This window comes from Faecalibacterium sp. PGM34, assembly GCF_054456555.1.
In genome coordinates, this window is the sequence record NZ_CM136898.1 from 1,161,471 (window position 1) to 1,183,164 (window position 21,694).

Sequence of the window (21,694 nt, forward strand, 5' to 3'; positions counted from 1 at the left end):
GTGGTAAAATGCAGGAAGAAGTCGAGCAGAAAACATTCAACATCGTGGTGTCTACTACAAAGTTGACCGCCCGGACAATTCTTAATGCCGGAAAAGCTGCCATTCAACAGCAGCAAGCGAAGATGGCTGGCGGCAAACAGAGCGTCCGAATGCTACTGCGGCAGAATCGTGGTGTTTCCAGTGTGGAAATCGACAAAACAAATATCCGTGGGTTTGAACGGTATGCAAAAAAATATGGCATTGACTATGCTATTCGCAAGGATAACTCTGAAATGCCGCCCCGGTATCTGGTCTTTTTCAAAGCCCCAGATGTGGAGGCATTTAATGCGGCTTTTAAAGAATATTCCGCATCCCTTCTGAGTAAAACCAAGCGACCCTCTGTACTGGAAAAGCTGCATGAGCTGGTGCAAGCCGCAGCAGAACTTCCCGGCAAGGTGCGCCGCAAGGAACAGGAGCGCGGACTATGACCACAAAAAAGCTGACGAAGCTGCTTGCTCTGTATCTACCCTATATCCTGCTGGGACTGGTGGCAACAAATTTCGGTGAAGCATGGCGGCTGGCCGAGGGCAAAGAACTGGGCGATAAAATCATGTCTATGGTGGGAACGCTGCCTTTAGCCTTTGCGAATCCGCTGCCCAGTTTGCACCCATTGGATTTGCTTATCGGCTTTTTCTGCGGCGCAGGGTTACGGCTTGCCGTATATTTGCGAAGCAAAAATGCAAAGAAATATCGGCACGGCATGGAATATGGCTCTGCCCGATGGGGTACACCCAAGGACATTGAACCTTTTCAAGCTCCGAAGTTTGCCGACAACATTATTTTAACCAAAACAGAGCGGTTGATGATGAGCAACCGCCCACCTGACCCCAAGAACGCGAGAAACAAAAACGTGCTGGTGGTCGGCGGCTCTGGCTCCGGCAAAACGAGATTTTGGCTGAAACCAAACCTCCTGCAATGTCACAGTTCCTATGTGGTCACTGACCCGAAAGGTACGATCGTGCTTGAATGTGGGCAAGCCATGCTGAAAAACGGTTATAAGGTAAAAATCCTGAACACCATCAACTTCAAAAAGTCGATGCACTACAATCCGTTCAGCTACGTTCACAGCGAAAAAGACATTTTGAAGCTGGTGACAACGCTTATGACCAACACCAAGGGTGAGGGGTCTGGCGGCGATCCATTTTGGGAGAAAAGTGAACGTCTTTTGCTTACCGCTCTTATCGCCTATCTGCATTATGAAGCCCCTGTCGAGGAACAGAATTTCGCTACGCTGCTGGAAATGCTCAATACCATGCAGGTGCTGGAGGACGATGAAGAATACCAAAATCCAGTTGATTTGCTCTTTGAGGATTTAGCCAAAAAGAAGCCGAACAGCTTTGCAGGACGGCAGTACAAGCTCTATAAATTAGCTGCCGGAAAGACCGCAAAATCCATCCTCATTTCCTGCGGTGCTAGGCTTGCCCCATTCGACATTCAAGAATTGCGCGATTTAACGATGTATGATGAGCTGCAACTGGATACGCTGGGCGATAAGAAAACAGCTCTGTTCCTCATCATGTCGGATACGGACAGCACCTTTAATTTCCTGATTTCGATGGTCTACACCCAGCTTTTTAACCTCTTGTGCGACAAAGCAGACGATGTGTACGGCGGCAAGCTGCCCATTCATGTACGCTGTCTGATTGATGAATGCGCTAATATCGGGCAGATTCCTAATCTGGAAAAGCTGGTGGCAACCATCCGCAGCCGTGAGATTTCGGCTTGCCTTGTTTTGCAGGCGAAAAGCCAGTTAAAGGCTATCTACAAGGATAATGCCGACACCATCATCGGCAATATGGACAGTCAGATTTTTCTCGGCGGTTCAGAACCCGGCACACTGAAAGACCTGTCTGAAATGTTGGGCAAGGAAACGATTGATGCGTACAACACTTCGGATACGCGTGGGAACTCCCCATCTTACGGCACAAATTACTCCAAATTGGGTCACGAATTATTAAGTCGAGATGAGCTGGCTGTGCTGGATGGCGGCAAGTGCATTTTGCAGTTGCGCGGTGTGCGGCCTTTTCTCTCGGACAAGTACGATTTGACTCAGCACCCGAACTACAAGCTCACTTCTGATTTTGACGAAAAGAACCGATTCGATATTGAAAAATATCTGAACCGAAAAACAGAAATCCACCCCGGTGATGAGTTCATCGTGGTGGACGCTGATTCGCTCCCGTCTGCCTGATTCGGTAGGCGGCTTTATTTTTACCCGGCCAGAGAGGTACACCAGCAAGTCAACTCCCACCGCAGCTTGCGGCTCAACTATTATGGCTTCAGGTGTGTACGGACGGTCTACAAGTTTTCAATTATAAAGGAGAAACGACTATGGAATTCTTTAACTCTGCTATCGAAGTTCTTCAGACTCTGGTTGTCGCTCTGGGTGCTGGCCTCGGCGTTTGGGGTGCCATCAACCTGCTGGAAGGTTATGGCAACGATAACCCCGGCAGCAAGAGTCAGGGTATGAAGCAGCTCATGGCTGGCGGCGGTGTCGCGCTGGTCGGCATTACCCTGATTCCTCTGCTGAGCGGCCTGTTCGGTTAAGAACAGCGGGCGGATTTATTCCGCCTGTACATACGCAATCGCTTCAATCCTCGCTGTGGATAACAGCCCCTATTATAATAGGAAGTGAATTGCTGCAAGACCATCCACCCATCAACGAAAGGCGGTGCTATTATGCAGCTTCTGACCCACATTATTTTTGTTCTGAACCTTCTCAAGACCCTTATCAACCACTTCACCTAAAGGACGGTGACTGCTGAATGGAAACCGTTCTCAAAGCCATAGCCGATTGGATAAAGGGTATCCTGACGGCTGGCATCATGTCAAACCTGTCCGGGCTGTTCGATGCCGTAAATGAGCAGGTCGGTGACATTGCGCAACAGGTCGGCACACGGCCATCGGCCTTTGAACCACGCGTTTTTGCGATGATCGAATCGCTCTCCCGGAACGTGGTTCTGCCGATTGCGGGCATTATCCTCACATTTATCGCCTGTTATGAACTGATTGAAATGATAACCCAGCATAACAACATGGCGCAGTTTGAGCCAGCACTTATTATGCGCTGGATTTTCAAGACCGCTGTTTCAGTATGGTTCATCTCCAACACGTTCGATATTGTGATGGCAGTCTTTGACCTGACGCAGAAAGTCGTGTCCGATTCCAGCGGCATTATTGCGGGCAATACTCGCGTCAATGAAATCGGCCTGTCGATGCTGGAAGCCAGTCTGATGCAAATGGATGTCGGTCCACTCTTCGGGCTTTTTTTGCAGAGCTTCTTCATCGGCATCACCATGAGAATCCTCTCAATCGTGATTTTCGTCATTGTGTACGGACGCATGATTGAGATCTACTGTATGGTGAGCCTTGCGCCGATTCCCATGGCAACATGGGGCAACCATGAACAGAGCCACATGGGACAGAACTATCTGAAATGCTTGTTTGCGCTGGGATTTCAGGGCTTTCTCATCCTCATCTGCGTGGCCATCTATGCCGTGTTGATTCAGAATGTGGCGATTTCCGGCGATGCCATCAATTCGATCTGGGGCATTGTCGGCTACACCGTTCTGCTCTGTTTCAGCCTGTTCAAAACCAGCTCTGTGACAAAATCTGTTCTCGGAGCGCATTAAAGGAGGTGCTTTATTGGCTGCGTATATTTCTGTTCCGCGTGACCTTACGAAAGTGAAATCGAAGGTTGCATTCAATCTGACAAAGCGGCAGTTGCTTTGTTTCGGTACGGCGGCACTGATTGGAGTGCCGCTTTTCTTTTTGCTCCGGGATTCCGGCGGCAACTCTGCTGCCACCCTTGGCATGATGGCAGTCATGCTGCCTGCGTTTTTTCTCGGTATGTACGAGAAAAACGGTCAGCCGCTGGAAAAGCTGCTGTCGCACTATATTCAGGCGCGGTTCCTGCGCCCGAAGATTCGACCTTACAAGACCAACAACTACTATGTACTGCTTATGAAAGGAGGGTCAGCCCATGCCGTTTTGGAAAAAGACCAGTAAGGGCGGCAAGAAAAAGCCGCCGAAGCCCACTGTTCCCCGGACAGCGCAGCAGTCCATCCCCATGCAGCGGATGTTTGAGGATGGCACTTGCCGGGTGAAGCCGAACTACTACACCCGGACGATCGCCTACCAAGACATCAATTACCAGCTTGCCCAGCAGGAGGACAAGACTGCGATTTTCGAGGAATGGTGCAGTTTTCTGAACTTCTTCGATTCCAGCATCAAGTTTGAATTGTCCTTTGTGAACATGGCAACGGATAGCAGCGAGTTTGAAAAGAGCATCCGTATTCCGTTCCAGAAAGATGGTTTCGATGATGTTCGTGCCGAGTATTCGCAGATGCTGCGCCAGCAGCTTGCCAAGGGCAATAACGGTTTAACCAAGACCAAGTTCATCACCTTCGGCGTGGAGGGTGAAAGCATGAAAACCGTCAAGACCCGGCTCGACCATGTTCAGAATGATTTGCTCAACAATTTTCATCGGCTGGGGGTGCAGGCAAAGCCCCTGAACGGTGCCGAGCGGCTGAAACTCATGCACGATATGTTCAACATGGACGGTGCATCCAAGTTCCATTTTGACTGGAAAGATCTCGTGAAAAGCGGCCTTTCGGTGAAAGATGCCATTGCACCGACTGCTTTCGCCTTCAAAAACAGCCGCACTTTCCAGATGGGCGGCATCTACTGCGCCGCCAGTTTTCTGAGCATCACGGCCTCCGACATCAGCGACCAGCTTCTGAAAGATTTTTTGGATATGGATTCCAGCCAGATCGTCACCATGCACATCCAGTCGGTAGACCAGAACCGCGCCATCAAAACGGTCAAGCGCACCATTACGGAACTCGATCGCAGCAAGATCGAGGAACAGAAGAAAGCAATCCGTGCCGGGTACGACATCGACATCATTCCGTCCGATTTGGCAACCTATGGCCGGGATGCAAAGGCTCTGCTGAAAGAATTGCAGGGTCAGAACGAGCGGATGTTCCTTGTCACTTTTCTGGTGCTGAACACCGGCCGCACTGAGCAGGAACTGGAAAACAACGTCTTTCAGGCCAGTTCCATCGCACAGAAGCACAACTGCAATCTGTGCCGCTTGGATTACCAGCAGGAACAGGGGCTTATGTCCTCTCTGCCGCTGGCCGATAATCAGATTGAGATTCAGCGCGGCCTTACTACCAGCAGTACGGCCATTTTCATTCCATTCACCACACAGGAGCTTTACCAGTCCGGCAAAGAATCTCTGTACTACGGTTTGAATGCTCTCTCCAACAATTTGATTATGGTGGACAGAAAGAAGCTGAAAAATCCGAATGGACTTATCCTCGGTACTCCCGGCTCCGGCAAAAGTTTCTCGGCAAAGCGTGAAATCGCAAATGCCTTTCTGGTGACGGATGATGATATTATCATCAACGACCCCGAAGGCGAATATTCCCCACTGGTAAACCGACTGAAAGGACAGGTCATTAAAATCAGCCCCAACAGCACCCAGTTCATCAACCCGATGGACATTAACGCCAACTATTCGGAAGAAGATAATCCGCTGTCCCTGAAAGCGGACTTTATTCTTTCTCTGTGCGAACTGGTTGTCGGCGGCAAGGAAGGTCTGCTCCCGGTGGAAAAGACGGTCATTGACCGCTGTGTGCATCTGATTTATCGGAAATATTTTGCTGACCCCTGCCCGGAGAATATGCCGATTCTGGAGGACTTGTACAACGCCCTGCTCCAGCAGGACGAGAAAGAAGCTCATCATGTTGCTACCGCTCTGGAAATCTACGTCAAGGGCAGTCTGAATCTGTTCAACCACCGCACCAACGTGAACGTCAACAACAGAATCGTCTGTTATGACATTAAAGAACTGGGCAAGCAGATGAAGAAGCTCGGTATGCTCATCGTGCAGGATCAGGTCTGGGGACGTGTCACTGCCAATCGTAGTAGCGGAAAGTCCACCCGATATTATATGGACGAGATGCACCTCCTCTTAAAAGAGGAGCAGACTGCGGCCTATTCTGTGGAGATTTGGAAGCGGTTCAGAAAATGGGGCGGAGTGCCGACTGGATTAACGCAGAACGTCAAAGACCTGCTTTCTTCGCGTGAGGTCGAGAATATTTTCGAGAACAGCGACATGATCATCATGCTGAATCAGGCCGCTGGCGACCGTCAAATCCTCGCAAAGCAGCTCAACATCTCGCCCCATCAGCTTTCCTATGTGACGCACTCCGGTGAAGGTGAAGGACTGCTTTTCTTCGGCAATGTTATTCTCCCGTTCGTGGATAGATTCCCCACCGATTTGGAACTGTATCGCATCATGACCACGAAGCTGGGTGAGGTTTCGGAGGGCAAAAAGGAATGAGCAATCCGAAGCTGAACTTCAAAGAGGAAACGTCAGCCAAAAAGACACGCTCTCCCCCGAAGAAAGCGAGGGTCGAGCAGTCCACGCCCAAAAAGAAGAAGCTGAAACTCGATGCGGACAAGGCCGCAGAAAAAAACCAGCATTTGCGATTTGGCAAGGCAGAACTGACCCCGGACGAACTGAGCCGTTTGAGCAAAGCGCAAAAGCGCGAGATGTACGCTGCCAATGCTGCCCGGACTGCGGTGCATCGGGAAATCGACCAGTATGAGGAAGATAATGTCGGTGTGCAGGCGTTGAGCGAGGGTGAAAAGGCCGCTGGAAATGTCCGCGATATTTCCAAGAGCCGCTATGCCCGGAAACTGAAAAAGAAAGCCAAGGTGCAGGGCAAGAAAAACTCCAAAACCGCAAAATCTTCTGCGGAACCAACTGCATCACAAAATGCAGGAGATTCCGGCATCGGTACCCGTGAGGGTGGTTCCAATTGGCTCTCCCGATGGCGGCAGAAACATGACATTCGACAGAGCTACTATGCCGCAGCCCGGTCTGGTGGCACAGCGGCACAGACCGTTGGAAGCAAAAAAGCCGTATCCGGCGGTGCATCTGCCGCACGGTCTGGTGTAGAACAAGTAGTGGACAAGGGAAAATCTGTGGTCGGTTCGGCAGTAAACAGCCTTATGACCGCCGCAAAGAGTAACGCGCACGTTCTTGTGATCGTGGGCGTTTTTGTTTTGCTCATCCTGATGGTGATGTCTGGTTTTTCCTCCTGCGGCATCCTCTTTTCGGGCAGTACCCAAGTATCCGGGCAGACGATTTATTCTGCCGAGGACAGGGACATTCGCGGTGCAGAACAGGATTACAAGAAGCTAGAAAAGGAACTGGACAAAAAAATCAAGCGCACTCCGCAAGACCATCCGGGCTACAACGAGTACCAGTACCATCTTGACCCCATCGAACATGACCCGTGGCAGCTCACTTCCTTCTTGACTACCCTGTATGACGATTACACCCGGTCAGAAGTGCAGGGTAAGTTGCAGGAGATTTTCAAAAAGCAGTACAAGCTGACAACGTGGGTCGAGGTGCAGATTCGGTACAAGACCGTATGGGTCATTAGTCCTGCGGGCATCCCAGTTCCTACGCAGGTGCCGTATGAGTACAAGATTTTCCACACCAAACTGGAAAACCGTGGTCTGGAAGTTGTTATCCGGGAAGAGCTGACCGAAAATCAGTGGAAACGGTACGAGATTTTTCAGGACACACTGGGCGGTCGGCCTTACCTGTTCAACGGCGGTCTGCCGCCCGGTGGCTCGGATGTCTCCGGCGCACCCGGCATCGACTACACGGTTCCTGCGGAAGCTCTAACTGACACGGAGTTTGCCGCTATCTATGAGGAAGCCAAAAAATATGTTGGCACTCCCTATGTTTGGGGTGGCTCCACCCCGGAAACAGGCTTCGACTGCTCCGGCTATGTCTGCTGGGTCTACAATCAAGCTGGTTATGATGTTGGGCGCACCACCGCAAACGGATTATGGCAGAAGAGCCAGCATATTTCCGAAGCCGAAGCAAAGCCCGGTGACTTGGTTTTCTTCAAAGGAACGTATGATACGCCGGGGATGAGCCATTGCGGAATCTATCTCGGTAATGGCATGATGGTCAGTGCCGGAGACCCCATCAAATATGCTGACATCCACTCGTCCTACTGGCAACAGTATCTTGCCGGATTCGGACGGCTTTCAAAATGATTGGAGGGTTCTATTATGAGCGAAAAACTGGAAAAACTGCGAGCGATGCTCGAAAAAGAGAAAGAGCGGCGCATCAAGCTGAATAACCGCATCGAAATTCTGGAACGACGGATTCAGGAGGCCGAAGCCGCCGAGGTAAACGAAATGGTGCGTAGTGCAAAGGTCAGCCCGGAACAGCTTGCTGCTCTGCTGCGGCAGTCGGCCAACGCCACCCCGAACCCGGCTGCGCTGGCCGTGGTCGGTGCTGTATTTGCAAAGGAGGAAGATACCAATGATGAAGATTAAGAAATTCGGCGCACTGCTGGTATCGGCAGTGCTGTGCATCGGCATGGCCGCTCCTGCTTTCGCCTATGAGGGCGATACCACCCCGGTAGAAGAACCTGTTTTGCCGGAAATCGTGGAGGAAGAAGATGCTGTCACCATTACGGGTGAGGAAACGGGCGCATTGACCCCGGAAGGCAATCTGACACTGGTGGACGATTACTACACCAATTATTCGGACGGCTCCGGCCAGCAGTTCATTACGATGGTGAGCAAGTCGGGTGCCACCTTCTATCTGGTAATCGACCGCAATGCCAAAGGACAGCAGACCGTTCACTTCATGAATTTGGTGGATGAAGGCGACCTTTTGACCCTGATGGAGGAAGAAGATGCAGAAGCCTACAATGCTGAAAAAGAAGCGGCGAAGCAGGCTGAACTGGACAAGCTGAAAGCCGAGGAAGAAGCAAAGAAAGCCGCAGAGGAAGCGGAAAAAGCGGCAGACGCTCCAAAAGAAAACAAGGTGACAAAATATGCTGCGGCGTTTCTCGGTATCGTGGCACTGATCGCGCTGGTAGCGGGCGGCGGTTTCTATTTTTTCATCCAGCAGAAGAACAAGAAACAGGCAGAAAAAGAAGCTATTGACCCGGACGTGGACTACACCGAGGATACGGGTGACTTTGAGATTCCCCCGGAGGATGATTCGGAAGATGAGGATATTTCCGAGGAACAGGATGTAACTCCTATCTGATTTTAGGGCGGCGGTTGCCGCCTACATACCATAATCCGAAATAGATTGGAGGGAACGCTTATCGCAATTTTGATCGTGACCGAAAAGCCGTCCGTTGCCATGTCTTACGCCAAGGTTTTGGGGGTGCAGGGGCGGCAGGATGGCTACCTTGAGGGCAGCGGCTATATCGTGAGTTGGTGTATCGGCCATCTGGTAGAACTGGCTCCGCCCAGCACCTACGATGAAAAGTACGTCAAATGGAATGTAGCCGATCTGCCTATCCTGCCGCAAAGGTGGCAGTACCTTGTGTCTGCCAGCACAAAAAAGCAGTTCGGAATCCTGAAAAAGCTCATGCACCGCGCCGATGTGGAGAGCATTATCTGCGCAACGGACGCAGGGCGTGAAGGCGAACTGATTTTCCGGCTGGTTTACGAACAGGCTGGGTGTAAAAAGCCTGTTTCCCGGCTGTGGCTGTCCAGCATGGAGGACAATGCCATCCGGGAGGGCTTTGCAAATCTGAAACCGTCAACAGAATATGATGCACTGTATCAGGCTGCACTCTGCCGGGAACGTGCCGATTGGATGGTCGGCATCAACTGTTCCCGGCTTTTTTCCTGCCTGTATGGTCGGCCTTTGGCAGTCGGCAGAGTAATGACCCCGACACTTGCCATGACGGTGGAACGAGAAGCCGCCATTGCTGCTTTTGTCCCGGAAAAGTTCTACACGGTGGCTCTGGAGCTGACAAGCGGTTTTGTGGCATTAAGCCGCCGCATTTCTGAAAAAGCGGACGCGGAAAAGCTGCTTGCGGAGTGCAGAAAGGAGATGGTGTCCACGATCCAGAAAATCACGCGCAAGGAAAAGGCCGAAAATCCACCGCCGCTCTATGACCTCACTACGCTCCAGCGGGATGCCAACCGCTTGCTGGGCTTTACAGCACAGCAGACCTTGAACTATGCACAGAGCTTGTACGAGAAAAAGCTCATCACTTACCCGCGCACGGACAGCCGTTTTCTGACTGAGGATATGGCGGCATCACTGCCGGGGCTGATGTCGGCTGCTGCGGGAGCCTTTGATGTGCATGAAGCCGTGCCTGTCCATGCAGAGCAAGCAATCAACAACAGCAAAGTCAGTGACCACCATGCACTGCTGCCCACGGCAAGTGTGGCACAGGCAGACTTTTCGGCTTTGCCCGCCGGAGAATTAAGCATCCTGCGGCTGATTACGGTGCGTCTGCTCTGCGCTGTTGGCGAACCTCACCGCTATGCGGAAACCACCCTGACCACCATTTGCGCCGGGAAAGAATTTTCGGCAAAAGGCAAGGTAGTTTTGGACGAGGGCTGGAAAGGCATCGAGCGCAAAATGCTGGACGATCTGCTGGACAAAAAGAAAGAGCCTGCTGCTCTGCCGGATGTGCAGGAGCAGAGCGAGTGCGGCATTTCTGGTGCTGAACTGAAAGAGGGACAGACATTCCCTCCGAAACACTTCACCGAGGATACTCTGCTGCACTCTATGGAAACAGCTAGCGCGGACAGTATGCCAGAGGATGCAGAGCGTCAGGGCATCGGCACTCCAGCTACTCGTGCTGCTACCATCGAAAAACTGGTACAGAAAGGCTTTCTGGAGCGCAAGGGCGACAAGAAAACCAAGGTGCTGCTGCCCACCGACAAAGGTAAAGCCCTTATCACCGTAATGCCCGAAGAAATCCAGTCTGCCGACATGACTGCTGACTGGGAAACAAAACTGCTGCACGTGGAGCGTGGCGAGATGGAGCCAGAAACATTTATGACTGAAATCAACGATATGATCTCCTCGCTGGTAAACACCACCGAGACCGTGAAAGGAGCGAGTGCGCTTATGAAAAATAAAGTGATTGGTGTCTGCCCGAACTGTGGCAATTCCGTTGTGGAGCGTGAAAAGGGCTGGTTTTGTGAATCCAATCCTTGCCGCTTTGTTCTGTGGAAAGACAACGCCTTCTTCAAGCGTCTGGGCAAGCGGATGGACGCTCATGTGGCCGACAAGCTGCTGCGAGATGGCCGCATCCGGCTGAAGGACTGCAAGAGTACCAAGGGCAAGGTGTACAACGCCACCGTCCTGCTGTCCACCGAAGCCGATGGCCGCAGCAAGTTCTCTCTGGAATTTGAGGATGGTCGCTGATGGAACAGAAGAAAGAAGCAGTATATCTTATCAACGATGAACGCTATCTGCACCTCCGGGAAAATGGCGCGGGCGTCGGCTTTGCCACTTATAATAAGGTAACAGGCGAACAGTTGGAAAGCGGGCAGATCTCCGAAAAGAATCTACCGCCGGATGGCAAAAACGCCATTGCTGCTGCCCGGAACTGGTATCTGTTTGAACTTTCGGATGATGAGCGCAAGGTCATCCAGCTCGAAAGCGTAAAAATCCTCGAAAGTGTTCCCGCATCCGGCATCCACAAACGGCGTATCTGGGAGCCTGAAACGATGCCAAAGGATATTCGACTCATCAACAGCCACTATGACGATCTCTATCGCATTCCCGATGGCGGTGTGATTCAAATTGACTACCCGGATGGTCGCAGTTTTACGGCAAAGCTGGAACATTTGGATGATTACCACTTTGATATGGGCGGTCTGGGCAATGTGTTCCACATCTGCCAGTTTGCCGATATTATGGGTAGGAACCACGCAGACTTCTACCCGGAAATCCAGACGCAAGATGAGCAGGGTGCATGGGAATTGGGTGGTAAAGGCTATATTGCTATCCAGTCCACCGATGAAGGTTGGGATTACACTATCTATCACAGCGACTTTTCCGTGATGGATGGTGGTCAGGTCGATGCGCCGGAATTGACCATTCAGGAAGTCCGTGAGCAAATTCTGGAAACACATCACATGGAAAAAGGTCGGCGGTTGTTGCAGGACTATGATTTTGTGATGGACAGAGCCGCAGAAGCAGAAGAACTGGGCGCAAACCACCGCCCTTCCACATTGGAAAAGGTGACTTCACTGGCTGGCGCAAAAGAAAAATGCGATGTCCCGGAGTGCAACCCTGCCGGGTGTAGGAAAGTGAGGGATGTCCATGAACTTTGATGGTGAAGAGCTGATGCTGATGATGCTCTACAATCCCGGCTCCAGGTCAGGCTTGATGCAGGAACTGCGTTTGATGCAGTGCTATCTTCTGCCGGATGAAACTGCCCTGCGCGAATTGTCCGAGGGTGTTATCGAAAAACTGAAACTCATGTCGGATGCCGATTTCGCAGAGGTCGAATTTCCGCTCAACTGATTTTTGCCGCCTGCTGGCGGCGTACATATCCTCTTTTGTGGTTGTAGATTGTGTGCTATAATCAAATTACTTTCTCTATCAGGGATCCTTTTTCTTTTTTGTGCCAGACCATTAAGGAGTATGATATATGGATTTCTTTGATACGCAAATCCTTTTCTACAAATTTAACGACAATAAGAACTCACTTGATAAAGACATCGAGGACGTTATTCAGGAATGTGATATAACGGGCGGTCAAATTTCATCTGTTGTTGCGTTAGAGTTTCTGAGCGTTATGGAAAAAGACTGTAATCGCGCAAAAATGTACCCTGTCAAATTGGCAATCAACCATCCGCCTTTACCTACTCACTATCGCTTCAGAAGAAAAGGATGTGAAATAGGAAAACATAGAGCTGATAAGATCGTCCTCGATTTTAACAGCGAATTCGATAACATTGTGATTTATTCAAACGAGGCCATCAGTCAACTAATAAATCGAAAAGATCTTGATGGATTGCTGTTTTTTGCAAGAAATACGTATAGCAGGAAAGATTATATAACATTTCGTAATAAAGTGCAGTTCTTAATAGATAATGATTTATCTGTGGCTCCGATAACTCAAGAAATTGTGGATGTGATGTACCGTATCTATGAAGAAATCAAAGGCGAGTACAATGTGAAAGCCAACTACAGAAATTCCTTTATGGATTTGCTGATTCTTGCCACAGCGGTCACATATAAGAGATACCTTTACACTAAAGACAAAGAGCTTCAGAAACTTGTAACACGGTATTGCAACTATGATTCTGGAAGTGATGCTGCAAATGAAACGACACATATTGAATCTTCAGCTATAAAGAATATCGGGCAGGACAATAAGGGGTTTGTAAATAACAAATGGCGTCTTATACGTTCATAATAGTTTACTGTTTGTGACAATATGTACGAAAAAATATTAACCCTAAAAGATGTGGTCTTGATAGCACTATCGGATTCATGTTATACTAATGTTACTTTATCGATTAAGATTCAAAACAGAAAGTGAGGATAGCCAATGGATACTACCAAGCGTTCTCCCCTTGACCGCCTGCTTTTTGCTACCTTTCTGAAAGGTCGCACATCTTCTCGTGAGATTCTGAATGAAAAAGGCGAGATTTCTCCTGAAGAAAACCAGGAGATCGAGAAAGAAACCAACGAAATCCTCAATGATGATTCTACCTATCCGTTCATCAGCTATCTTTCGGACTTACTTGCAAAATCCAAACCGTCCGATGATGCCGTCAAAAAACTGCAAAACTGCATCGACAATGTCGCAGCAACACTGGGGCGGGACAGCACCGATGTATTCCGCGCCCTGCTTGCAAAACTGATTGAGCAGCCGGAGGAGAAGCAGACGTTTGACCGTCTGCTGGAGATGGCAGAAAAATTTGCTGCAAAATACGAATAAAGTACCTTAGATTCCATAAGCGAGTGACCTGAAAATGGCCGCTCGCTTTTTGCCGCTGATTTGCTTGATTTCATGGAGACTGCTAAACGGATACATAACATAGATCAAGCATCACATCTCATGTTTTTAGTGTTGTAGGAGGTTTGTATATGAAAAGAAGTGATGGACCATTCCCATTTGATAGTTTTGATCCATTTGGATTTATGGAAAGAGCATGGACAAGAGGGTGGTTTGATAATTTTTCAAACAATCATTTCCTAATTATGGCGCTTGAACATCGTCTAAACAAATTTGACTGGGAATATCAGTTTGTTTCAAACACAACCATGGATGTTTTTACTCCGTTATCTCCGAATGGAAAAATAGATTTTCGACAGTTTTCGGACAACTTTATTGCCAATCTCTCTACGAAACTAGCAGTGCTAGAACAGCGATTTGGAAGTGATGAGATTCGTAATTTTGTTGTCAATCAGCTATCGGCAGGAAAAAACAATTATAGTGCGGATGCCTTTTTTCAAGCCCTTTCAGAAATTGAAATTTTGTGTTTTTACTGTCGGATAGATTGGAGTACATATATTTATGAACCGCCAGTTGGTATACACGGAGCGAACCCAGAGGCACGGTTTGAATATGTTTTGCCCTCAATCAATGGTGTTTCACAAAAGATTCAGGTCAATGTAGAAGTGAAAACACCAAGATTTCCAATTCTAAAAAATCCAAAGCAGAGAGTGGCACTCCCAACAATCTTATTATCAGATGAAGGAAGAAAAAAAGTACAGCATTTATGCGGTTTGAATAACATGAAATGTCTACTTCCCCGTGTTACAAAATTGGTTTCGTTCCTTAATAGTGCTGCTTCAAAATTCGATACGCCAAAAGAAAATCAATATAACATTTTATATATAAATTGGTCTTATAGTGATTTCCCATCTGCAAGTTTTCTGGAGCCGTGGTCGTTACTTACAAATGAACTAAATGGAATATTAACGCATCGGGACATCGGGCTGAATCTCCCGTTTAAGGAACCTCTTCGGCCGGATGTCTATAACAAAATAACGGCAATTGTGGTATATTCGAGTTCACTGGATCAACTGATGTTTTCTGACTTTAGAGATGCTTGGAAGACTTCAGAGTTGGCTGGATCTCGATTTCGAATGTATGTCCTAGACAAAAAGCTGGAAAAGAGAGAACTATCCAATGAATTGACTCCTCTTTTCAAAATCACAGGAATGCGACCCGATTCTCCAGAAAAAGAACATTGGAGGGTCCTAACGAATTTTAATCGAGATGAAAATAATTCCTTTTCACAAAAAGTTAAAGATTCTGACTTTGAACGTTCACTGCGCAGAGTAATCAATACATACTATCTTCCATAATTCTTAATCTCACATTTGACGCATTTGCGGACAGCTCCAATAGCTGCCCGCTCTTTTTATATTTTGAAATCGGAAGGAGGAACGCAATGCCAAATAAAACACAAGAATACCTGAACCTTGCCCAGCAAACGGCAAAAGAACTGACCCGATATTGGGAAAATTGGACGGACTACCTGACCACTGCATCCCGGCTGTACAAGTACAGCTATGCAGACCAGCTCATGATCTACGCCCAGCGTCCCGATGCCACCGCCTGTGCCAGCTTCGACATTTGGAATAACCGTATGAACCGCTATGTGCGCAGAGGTTCCAAGGGCATCGCCCTGTTAGACCAGTCCAGCAGTGTGCCGCGCCTGCACTATGTTTTCGATGTATCGGACACCGGGGTGCGCCGCAATTCGCGTGACCCGGAGGTGTGGCAACTCGGCCCCGATCTGGTTCAGCCTGTGTCGGAAATGCTTGCCAGAGAATACGGTATCCGACATGAACGAATCACCCAGCAAATCGCGGACATCTGCGGCAGACTGGTGGATTCCTACTGGGATAATAACAGCGGTGACATTCTCGACATCGTTGACGGTTCTCTCCTGATGGGGTATGATGAAGCCGGACAGGAGTTCCAGTTCAAAAGTGCCGCCGCAATCAGCATCACCTATGCCGTCCTCGAACGCTGCGGCTTTGAGCCGGAGGGACATTTTGACCGGGACGATTTTCAGGCCATCTTCTCCTTTTCCACTCCTGCCGCCGTGTATGCGCTGGGCACCGCAGTCAGCGAGTGCAGCCGGGATGTGCTGCGCAACATCGAACGAACCGTAAAGACGACCATCCGCCGCCGCAACGTAGAAAGGAGCCAAAATGAATATGAACAGCAGGAACTTGACCTACTCGACCATCGGGGACTACCAGCTCCCGAACCTGACCCTGCCCCAGCAGGAAAAAGCACTGGGCAAGTACGGGCGACTGCGCCGGACTTACCTGATGCAGCATCGCCCGGTGCTGTACAACTCGATGCTCCTGTCGGGGACTCTGCATCCACACCTGTTGGAAGTGGAGCAGACCGCAGAGAGCCGGATGCGGCAGACCATGCAGGAACTGCTGATGAAGAACCCGGCTCCGAACAAGGAGCAGCATCAGATGGAGTGGGTGCAGCACATGAACAGTCTGAAAGCACAGGCCGAGGAACTGGTGATGAACGAGCTGATCTACAGCTAAGTTTCTTCGACACCCGCATTCCTACCGAAGCGGAACAAATTGAATCCATCGACCAAGCGGAGAGCGAAAAATCGCCCTCCGCTTTCTCTTTATCACAGGCTGACATTGAAAACGCTCTGCGGAGAGGTTCCAACTTTGAGAACAGCAAACTTCGGATTTGGAAAATTTATCAGTTGCAGCCTGACCGAAGCCTTCGGGCAAAAGCACTTGCGAAAGAATATGCACCGCATGGCCCCGGCGGTTCCTCGCACACCTATCTGGACGGAAGCAGTGGCTGGCTCGATCATGACAGCAAGGGGCTGACGTTTGAACACTATCCAGAACATCAGAAAGTGCTTCTCCGCTGGAATCAGGTCGAAAAATATATCGACCTGATGATTCAGTCTGACCGCTATCTGTCGGATAAAGAGAAAAGAACCATTGACTTCCCCCTTGAGCTGAACGCCGCCAGTGCTGCCGAATACACGGCATTAAAGGAACAGTACCCGGACACTCTCGTTGGATTTGAAGCAGGTGGCAATTTTATGTTCTATGGAGAAGATGCCGCTAAAGTTGCCAAAATCATCAACAGTGCTTTGTTCATGAGAGACACCGCGCTGGGCGAAGTTCAGGTCACAGGCTTTTCTCCTCGCTTATGGACAAGAAGGTCAAAAGAATTGTGGTCTGCGGGCAACGATGTTTACCTTGCCGGGTTAAACGAGAACGGCACTCACCATCAAACCAAGCACCTGCGCAAAGAGGATTACCTTCCCATCGGCTCCGTTATCAATATGGATAGCCGTGAATTTCGGATTGATAGGGTGGACTTTGATAAGGGCAAAGTTTCTTTGCAGGATATGGCACTGGCCGATATGCGGGTGCCGATTTTTCGGGAAGAACCGCTGTCTGTTGTCCGGGAATTGTACGAACAGCAAGACGAAGCTCTTGATACCGCTCCCGAAAAAGCAGTCGATTATAAGGTCGGGGATGATGTCGTTGTTGAACTGCCTACCCGAACCATCGAGGGAAAGGTCGGCTATGTTGGTGAAACCGATGTGCGCATCGACACCAGTGCGCAGGGCTATTCGTGGAGCAACGAGGTGTTGAACAAACAGCAGTTCGAGGACAGTCTGCGACGGGATGAGCCTACGTCTGATGAATCACTGGACAAGCTGCCTATTTCTGTGGAGGTCAACGGCGAATGGCAGACATTCCCGGATGCAGCCGCCGCAGACGAAGCCCTGAATGCCGAACCTGTGCCGGAAGCTGCTGGAAATTTCCGCATTACGGACGATCATCTGGGCGAGGGCGGTGCAAAACAGAAATACGCCCGGAACATTGCAGCTATCCGCACCCTGTTCCAGTTGGAGCAGGAACACCGTGGAGCCACCATCGAAGAGCAGGAAATTCTATCACAGTATGTCGGCTGGGGCGGTCTGCCGGATGCCTTTGACCCGGACAAGGGCAACTGGGCAAAAGAGTACGCCGAACTGAAAGGACTGCTCTCCGAAGATGAGTACGCCGCCGCCCGTGGCTCCGTCCTGAACGCCCACTACACCAGCCCCACCGTGATTCGTGCCATCTATGATGCTGTGGAGCGCATGGGCTTCCGCAGCGGCAATATTTTGGAGCCGAGCATGGGCGTTGGCAACTTTTTTGGTATGCTGCCGGACACCATGCAGGATAGCCGCCTGTACGGTGTGGAACTGGACAGCATCACAGGCCGCATTGCGCAAAAACTCTACCCAGAAGCCAGCATTAAAGTGGCCGGATTTGAAACTACCGACAGGCATGACTTTTACGATCTGACTGTCGGTAACGTACCTTTTGGCCAGTATAAAGTCAACGACAAGGCGTACAACAAATTAGGTTTCAGCATCCACAACTATTTCTTTGCCAAAGCCCTCGACCAAGTGCGTCCGGGCGGCATTGTGGCCTTTGTCACTAGCCGTTACACGCTGGACAGTAAAGACAGCTCTGCCCGCAAGCACATTGCAGAACGCGCTGATTTACTGGGAGCTATCCGTTTGCCGAACAATGCGTTCAAGGCAAATGCTGGAACAGAAGTTGTCAGCGATATTATTTTTCTGCAAAAGCGTGACCGCCCTATCGACCATGAGCCAGACTGGGTACAGCTCGGCAAAACGGAAGATGGCTTTGCCATCAACCAGTATTTTGTAGACCACCCGGAGATGGTGCTGGGTGAGCTGACTTCTGAAAGCACCCAGTATGGCCGTGAGGAATGCACCGTGCGCCCCATCGAGGGCGCAGTGCTGGCCGACCAGCTTGCCGAAGCAATCCAGCATATTGAGGGACAGTACGCTGAAGTTGAGGTGGAAACACCAGATATTGCGGATGCTGAAAATGAAAAGCACATTCTTCCGGCTGACCCGGATGTGAAGAATTTCTCCTATACGGTGGTAGACGGTGAGGTGTACTACCGGGAAAATTCGGTCATGACACAGGTGGAGCTTTCTGACACTGACAAAGGCCGTGTGACCGGGATGGTGGAGCTGCGGCAGATTGTCAACGAACTTATCGACCAGCAGTTGAACGACTACCCGGACGAGGATATCAAGGCAACACAGGAGCGTTTGAACACCGCCTACGATGCCTTTTCCGCAAAGTACGGTCTGCTGAATGACCGTAAGAACGGCAGATTATTTGAGCAGGATTCCTCTTACTATCTGCTGTGTTCTCTGGAAAATCTGGATGAGCAGGGTCAGCTCAAATCCAAAGCGGCAATGTTCACAAAACGCACCATCCGCCCGGAACACACCGTCACCAACGTGGACACGCCCACGGAAGCTCTGGCGGTTTCCATCGGAGAACATGGCCGGGTGGACTTGCCCTATATGGCAGAGTTGCTCGGTACTCCCGGTGACTATGAGCGCATTACCAGTGAATTGTCGGGCGTCATCTTCAAAGACCCCGGCGCAGACCCCACCGACCCGGAAGCAGGCTGGCAAATGGCGGATGAATACTTGTCCGGCAATGTCCGGGCAAAACTGCGCATAGCACAGCTTGCTGCTGAAACCAACCCGGAGTTTGCAGTCAACGTCACCGCATTGGAAAAGGCGCAGCCGAAAGACCTTGAAGCGTCTGAAATTGATGTGCGGCTGGGTGCAACATGGCTTGCGCCGGAGATCATCCAAAAGTTTATGGCAGAAACCTTCCAGATTCCCTACTATCTGCGTCATGCAGTTAAAGTGAGATATTCTCCCTATACCGCAGAATGGCGCATTGAGGGCAAGTCGGCTATGGGCAGAGTCGACATTACCTCCACCGAAACCTATGGCACATCCCGCGCCAATGCCTACAAGATTCTGGAAGATACGCTCAACTTGAAAGATGTGCGCATCTATGATGCCATTGAAGATGAAGAAGGCAGACCGAAGCGCGTCCTGAACAAAACGGACACCATGCTGGCGCAGCAGAAACAGCAGGTAATCAAAGACGCTTTCGCCAACTGGATCTGGCAAGACCCCCAGCGGCGCATTGCACTGGTGAAGCAGTACAACGAACTGTTCAACAGCAACAGACCGCGCGAATACGATGGTTCCCACATCCACTTTGTCGGTATGAACCCGGAAATTTCGCTCCGGGAACACCAGCGTAACGCCATCGCTCATGTGCTTTATGGCGGTAATACGTTGCTTGCACACGAAGTGGGAGCCGGAAAGACGTTTGAGATGGCAGCATCCGCAATGGAAGCCAAACGGCTGGGGCTGTGTCAGAAAAGTCTTTTTGTGGTGCCAAATCATCTGACGGAGCAATGGGCGGCAGAGTTTTTGCACCTATACCCCAATGCCAAGCTGCTGGTGGCTCGAAAAAAGGACTTTGAAACCGCCAACCGCAAAAAATTCTGTGCTAGAATTGCGACTGGGGACTACGATGCGGTCATCATCGGTCATTCACAGTTTGAGCGCATCCCGTTGTCCTATGAGCGTCAAGAACGCATTATTCAGGAGCAGATTGATGAAACGCTTGCCGCCATCAACGAACTGAAAGCCACTGCTGGCGAAAATTTCAGCATCAAGCAGATGGAAAAGACACGCAAAACGCTGGAAACCAAGCTGGAAAAGCTACGCTCCGATGCGAGAAAGGACGATGTTATCACCTTTGAGCAGTTGGGCGTGGATAGGCTTTTTGTGGATGAGAGCCATTTTTACAAGAACCTTTTCCTCACGACAAAAATGCGCAATGTCGCTGGTTTGTCTACAAGTGAAGCGCAAAAATCGAGCGATATGTTCGGAAAGTGCCGCTACTTGGATGAGATCACAGGCGGGCGCGGCGTGGTGTTTGCTACTGGAACGCCCGTGAGCAACTCCATGTCGGAGCTGTACACGGTCATGCGCTATCTGCAATATGGCACACTCCAGCAAAAAGGGCTGACACACTTCGACTGCTGGGCATCTACTTTTGGTGAAACCACCACCGCCATTGAACTTGCCCCGGAGGGTACGGGCTATCGTGCGCGCACCCGATTTGCGAAGTTTTTCAACCTCCCGGAACTGATGTCGATGTTCAAAGAGGTTGCCGACATTAAAACCAGCGATCAGCTTCATCTGCCTGTGCCGGATGCAAAGTTTGAAACCGTGGTAGCGAAACCGTCCGAGATTCAGAAAGAAATGGTGCAGGAGCTGAGCAGACGCGCTGCGAAAATCCACTCCGGCGCGGTGGATGCGTCCGAGGACAATATGCTGTGCGTCACCAACGATGGCCGAAAGATTGGTCTGGATGTTCGCCTGATGAACCCCATCCTGCCGGACGACCCCAACAGCAAGCTGAACACCTGTGTTCGGAACGTGCTGCAAATCTGGGCGGATGGCAAGGAGCAAAAGCTGACGCAGCTTCTGTTCTGCGACCTCTCGACACCAAAGAACGATGGCAACTTTAATGTCTACGATGATATTCGCAAGAAATTGGTCGCCGCCGGGGTGCCGGAAAGTGAAGTTGAGTTCATCCACAATGCCGACACCGAAGCAAAAAAGGCCGCATTGTTCTCCAAAGTGCGCTCCGGCGATGTGCGGATTCTGCTCGGCAGCACCGCAAAAATGGGAGCCGGAACGAACGTCCAACAGCGGCTTGCGGCGGTGCATCACTTGGATGTCGGCTGGAAGCCCAGCGACATGACCCAGCGCAACGGGCGAATCATCCGGCAGGGCAACATGAATAAGGAAGTCAAGGTGTTCAATTACGTCACGGAAGGGACATTTGACTCGTACTTGTATGTGCGACACGAAGTCGCTTAATTCAACTGTCTGGCAATGACCAGACCTGTTATTCCATTAGCAGTAGTCTACTGTCAACAAAGCAGCT

General features: G+C 50.2%; 16 protein-coding genes. All 16 read left to right on the top strand.

Translation table 11 applies throughout. The features are described 5' to 3' along the window. Positions 1 to 8: 8 nt before the first annotated feature. The 16 genes from ACXPUX_RS05490 to ACXPUX_RS05565 all read left to right on the top strand — a co-directional run bounded on the left by ACXPUX_RS05490 (position 9) and on the right by ACXPUX_RS05565 (position 21,627). Positions 9 to 467 carry a PcfB family protein gene (locus ACXPUX_RS05490; RefSeq protein WP_128117793.1) on the top strand — a complete coding sequence of 153 codons (459 nt, stop codon included), beginning with the start codon at positions 9 to 11 and terminating at the stop codon, positions 465 to 467. After that, positions 464 to 2,230, top strand: coding sequence for a VirD4-like conjugal transfer protein, CD1115 family (locus ACXPUX_RS05495; protein ID WP_348801366.1), 1,767 nt, complete (start codon positions 464 to 466; stop codon positions 2,228 to 2,230). The genes ACXPUX_RS05490 and ACXPUX_RS05495 overlap by 4 nt, the downstream gene beginning before the upstream one ends. 140 nt (positions 2,231 to 2,370) lie before the next feature. Beyond that, the gene (locus tag ACXPUX_RS05500) at positions 2,371 to 2,586 is read left to right on the top strand and encodes a Maff2 family mobile element protein (RefSeq protein ID WP_055186938.1); all 216 of its coding nucleotides are present in this window, start codon (positions 2,371 to 2,373) and stop codon (positions 2,584 to 2,586) included. 218 nt (positions 2,587 to 2,804) lie between these two features. Then, a complete protein-coding gene (locus tag ACXPUX_RS05505) occupies positions 2,805 to 3,671 on the top strand; it encodes a VirB6/TrbL-like conjugal transfer protein, CD1112 family (protein WP_118554115.1) in 867 nt (288 codons plus the stop codon). Positions 3,672 to 3,684: 13 nt separating this feature from the next. Next, positions 3,685 to 4,047: a PrgI family protein gene (locus ACXPUX_RS05510; protein ID WP_458830639.1), complete on the top strand. Its 363-nt coding sequence runs from the start codon at positions 3,685 to 3,687 to the stop codon at positions 4,045 to 4,047. Then, on the top strand, positions 4,022 to 6,391 hold the full coding sequence (locus ACXPUX_RS05515) for a VirB4-like conjugal transfer ATPase, CD1110 family (RefSeq protein ID WP_458830641.1): 2,370 nt from the start codon (positions 4,022 to 4,024) through the stop codon (positions 6,389 to 6,391). The genes ACXPUX_RS05510 and ACXPUX_RS05515 overlap by 26 nt, the downstream gene beginning before the upstream one ends. Beyond that, a complete protein-coding gene (locus ACXPUX_RS05520) occupies positions 6,388 to 8,130 on the top strand; it encodes a C40 family peptidase (RefSeq protein WP_458830643.1) in 1,743 nt (580 codons plus the stop codon). Before ACXPUX_RS05515 ends, ACXPUX_RS05520 begins: the two co-directional genes overlap by 4 nt. 15 nt (positions 8,131 to 8,145) lie before the next feature. Then, positions 8,146 to 8,415 (top strand): DUF4315 family protein, encoded by a 270-nt coding sequence (locus tag ACXPUX_RS05525; protein WP_097781999.1) that lies wholly within the window; start codon positions 8,146 to 8,148, stop codon positions 8,413 to 8,415. After that, positions 8,402 to 9,139, top strand: coding sequence for a DUF4366 domain-containing protein (locus ACXPUX_RS05530; protein WP_458830645.1), 738 nt, complete (start codon positions 8,402 to 8,404; stop codon positions 9,137 to 9,139). The genes ACXPUX_RS05525 and ACXPUX_RS05530 overlap by 14 nt, the downstream gene beginning before the upstream one ends. Positions 9,140 to 9,238: 99 nt before the next feature. After that, the gene (locus ACXPUX_RS05535) at positions 9,239 to 11,272 is read left to right on the top strand and encodes a DNA topoisomerase 3 (protein WP_458831167.1); all 2,034 of its coding nucleotides are present in this window, start codon (positions 9,239 to 9,241) and stop codon (positions 11,270 to 11,272) included. Continuing rightward, positions 11,272 to 12,186: an LPD16 domain-containing protein gene (locus tag ACXPUX_RS05540; protein ID WP_458830647.1), complete on the top strand. Its 915-nt coding sequence runs from the start codon at positions 11,272 to 11,274 to the stop codon at positions 12,184 to 12,186. The genes ACXPUX_RS05535 and ACXPUX_RS05540 overlap by 1 nt, the downstream gene beginning before the upstream one ends. Next, complete coding sequence (locus ACXPUX_RS05545) at positions 12,176 to 12,379, top strand: transposon-transfer assisting family protein (protein WP_458830649.1); 204 nt, start codon at positions 12,176 to 12,178, stop codon at positions 12,377 to 12,379. Before ACXPUX_RS05540 ends, ACXPUX_RS05545 begins: the two co-directional genes overlap by 11 nt. Before the next feature lie 127 nt (positions 12,380 to 12,506). Next, positions 12,507 to 13,277 carry a PIN domain-containing protein gene (locus ACXPUX_RS05550; RefSeq protein WP_458830651.1) on the top strand — a complete coding sequence of 257 codons (771 nt, stop codon included), beginning with the start codon at positions 12,507 to 12,509 and terminating at the stop codon, positions 13,275 to 13,277. Positions 13,278 to 13,412: 135 nt separating this feature from the next. Continuing rightward, positions 13,413 to 13,805: a hypothetical protein gene (locus tag ACXPUX_RS05555; RefSeq protein WP_458830653.1), complete on the top strand. Its 393-nt coding sequence runs from the start codon at positions 13,413 to 13,415 to the stop codon at positions 13,803 to 13,805. A gap of 149 nt (positions 13,806 to 13,954) precedes the next feature. Further along, the gene (locus ACXPUX_RS05560) at positions 13,955 to 15,181 is read left to right on the top strand and encodes a hypothetical protein (RefSeq protein WP_458830655.1); all 1,227 of its coding nucleotides are present in this window, start codon (positions 13,955 to 13,957) and stop codon (positions 15,179 to 15,181) included. An 86-nt stretch (positions 15,182 to 15,267) separates the two neighbouring features. Continuing rightward, the gene (locus tag ACXPUX_RS05565; protein ID WP_458830657.1) at positions 15,268 to 21,627 is read left to right on the top strand and encodes a DEAD/DEAH box helicase family protein; all 6,360 of its coding nucleotides are present in this window, start codon (positions 15,268 to 15,270) and stop codon (positions 21,625 to 21,627) included. Positions 21,628 to 21,694 lie beyond the last annotated feature (67 nt).

Bases quoted from the DNA above. Each gene is read 5' to 3' on its own strand.
- ACXPUX_RS05490 (WP_128117793.1), top strand. From the start codon at position 9: ATGCAGGAAGAAGTCGAGCAGAAAACATTCAACATCGTGGTGTCTACT.
- ACXPUX_RS05495 (WP_348801366.1), top strand. From the start codon at position 464: ATGACCACAAAAAAGCTGACGAAGCTGCTTGCTCTGTATCTACCCTAT.
- ACXPUX_RS05500 (WP_055186938.1), top strand. From the start codon at position 2,371: ATGGAATTCTTTAACTCTGCTATCGAAGTTCTTCAGACTCTGGTTGTC.
- ACXPUX_RS05505 (WP_118554115.1), top strand. From the start codon at position 2,805: ATGGAAACCGTTCTCAAAGCCATAGCCGATTGGATAAAGGGTATCCTG.
- ACXPUX_RS05515 (WP_458830641.1), top strand. From the start codon at position 4,022: ATGCCGTTTTGGAAAAAGACCAGTAAGGGCGGCAAGAAAAAGCCGCCG.
- ACXPUX_RS05520 (WP_458830643.1), top strand. From the start codon at position 6,388: ATGAGCAATCCGAAGCTGAACTTCAAAGAGGAAACGTCAGCCAAAAAG.
- ACXPUX_RS05525 (WP_097781999.1), top strand. From the start codon at position 8,146: ATGAGCGAAAAACTGGAAAAACTGCGAGCGATGCTCGAAAAAGAGAAA.
- ACXPUX_RS05530 (WP_458830645.1), top strand. From the start codon at position 8,402: ATGATGAAGATTAAGAAATTCGGCGCACTGCTGGTATCGGCAGTGCTG.
- ACXPUX_RS05535 (WP_458831167.1), top strand. From the start codon at position 9,239: ATGTCTTACGCCAAGGTTTTGGGGGTGCAGGGGCGGCAGGATGGCTAC.
- ACXPUX_RS05540 (WP_458830647.1), top strand. From the start codon at position 11,272: ATGGAACAGAAGAAAGAAGCAGTATATCTTATCAACGATGAACGCTAT.
- ACXPUX_RS05545 (WP_458830649.1), top strand. From the start codon at position 12,176: ATGAACTTTGATGGTGAAGAGCTGATGCTGATGATGCTCTACAATCCC.
- ACXPUX_RS05550 (WP_458830651.1), top strand. From the start codon at position 12,507: ATGGATTTCTTTGATACGCAAATCCTTTTCTACAAATTTAACGACAAT.
- ACXPUX_RS05555 (WP_458830653.1), top strand. From the start codon at position 13,413: ATGGATACTACCAAGCGTTCTCCCCTTGACCGCCTGCTTTTTGCTACC.
- ACXPUX_RS05560 (WP_458830655.1), top strand. From the start codon at position 13,955: ATGAAAAGAAGTGATGGACCATTCCCATTTGATAGTTTTGATCCATTT.
- ACXPUX_RS05565 (WP_458830657.1), top strand. From the start codon at position 15,268: ATGCCAAATAAAACACAAGAATACCTGAACCTTGCCCAGCAAACGGCA.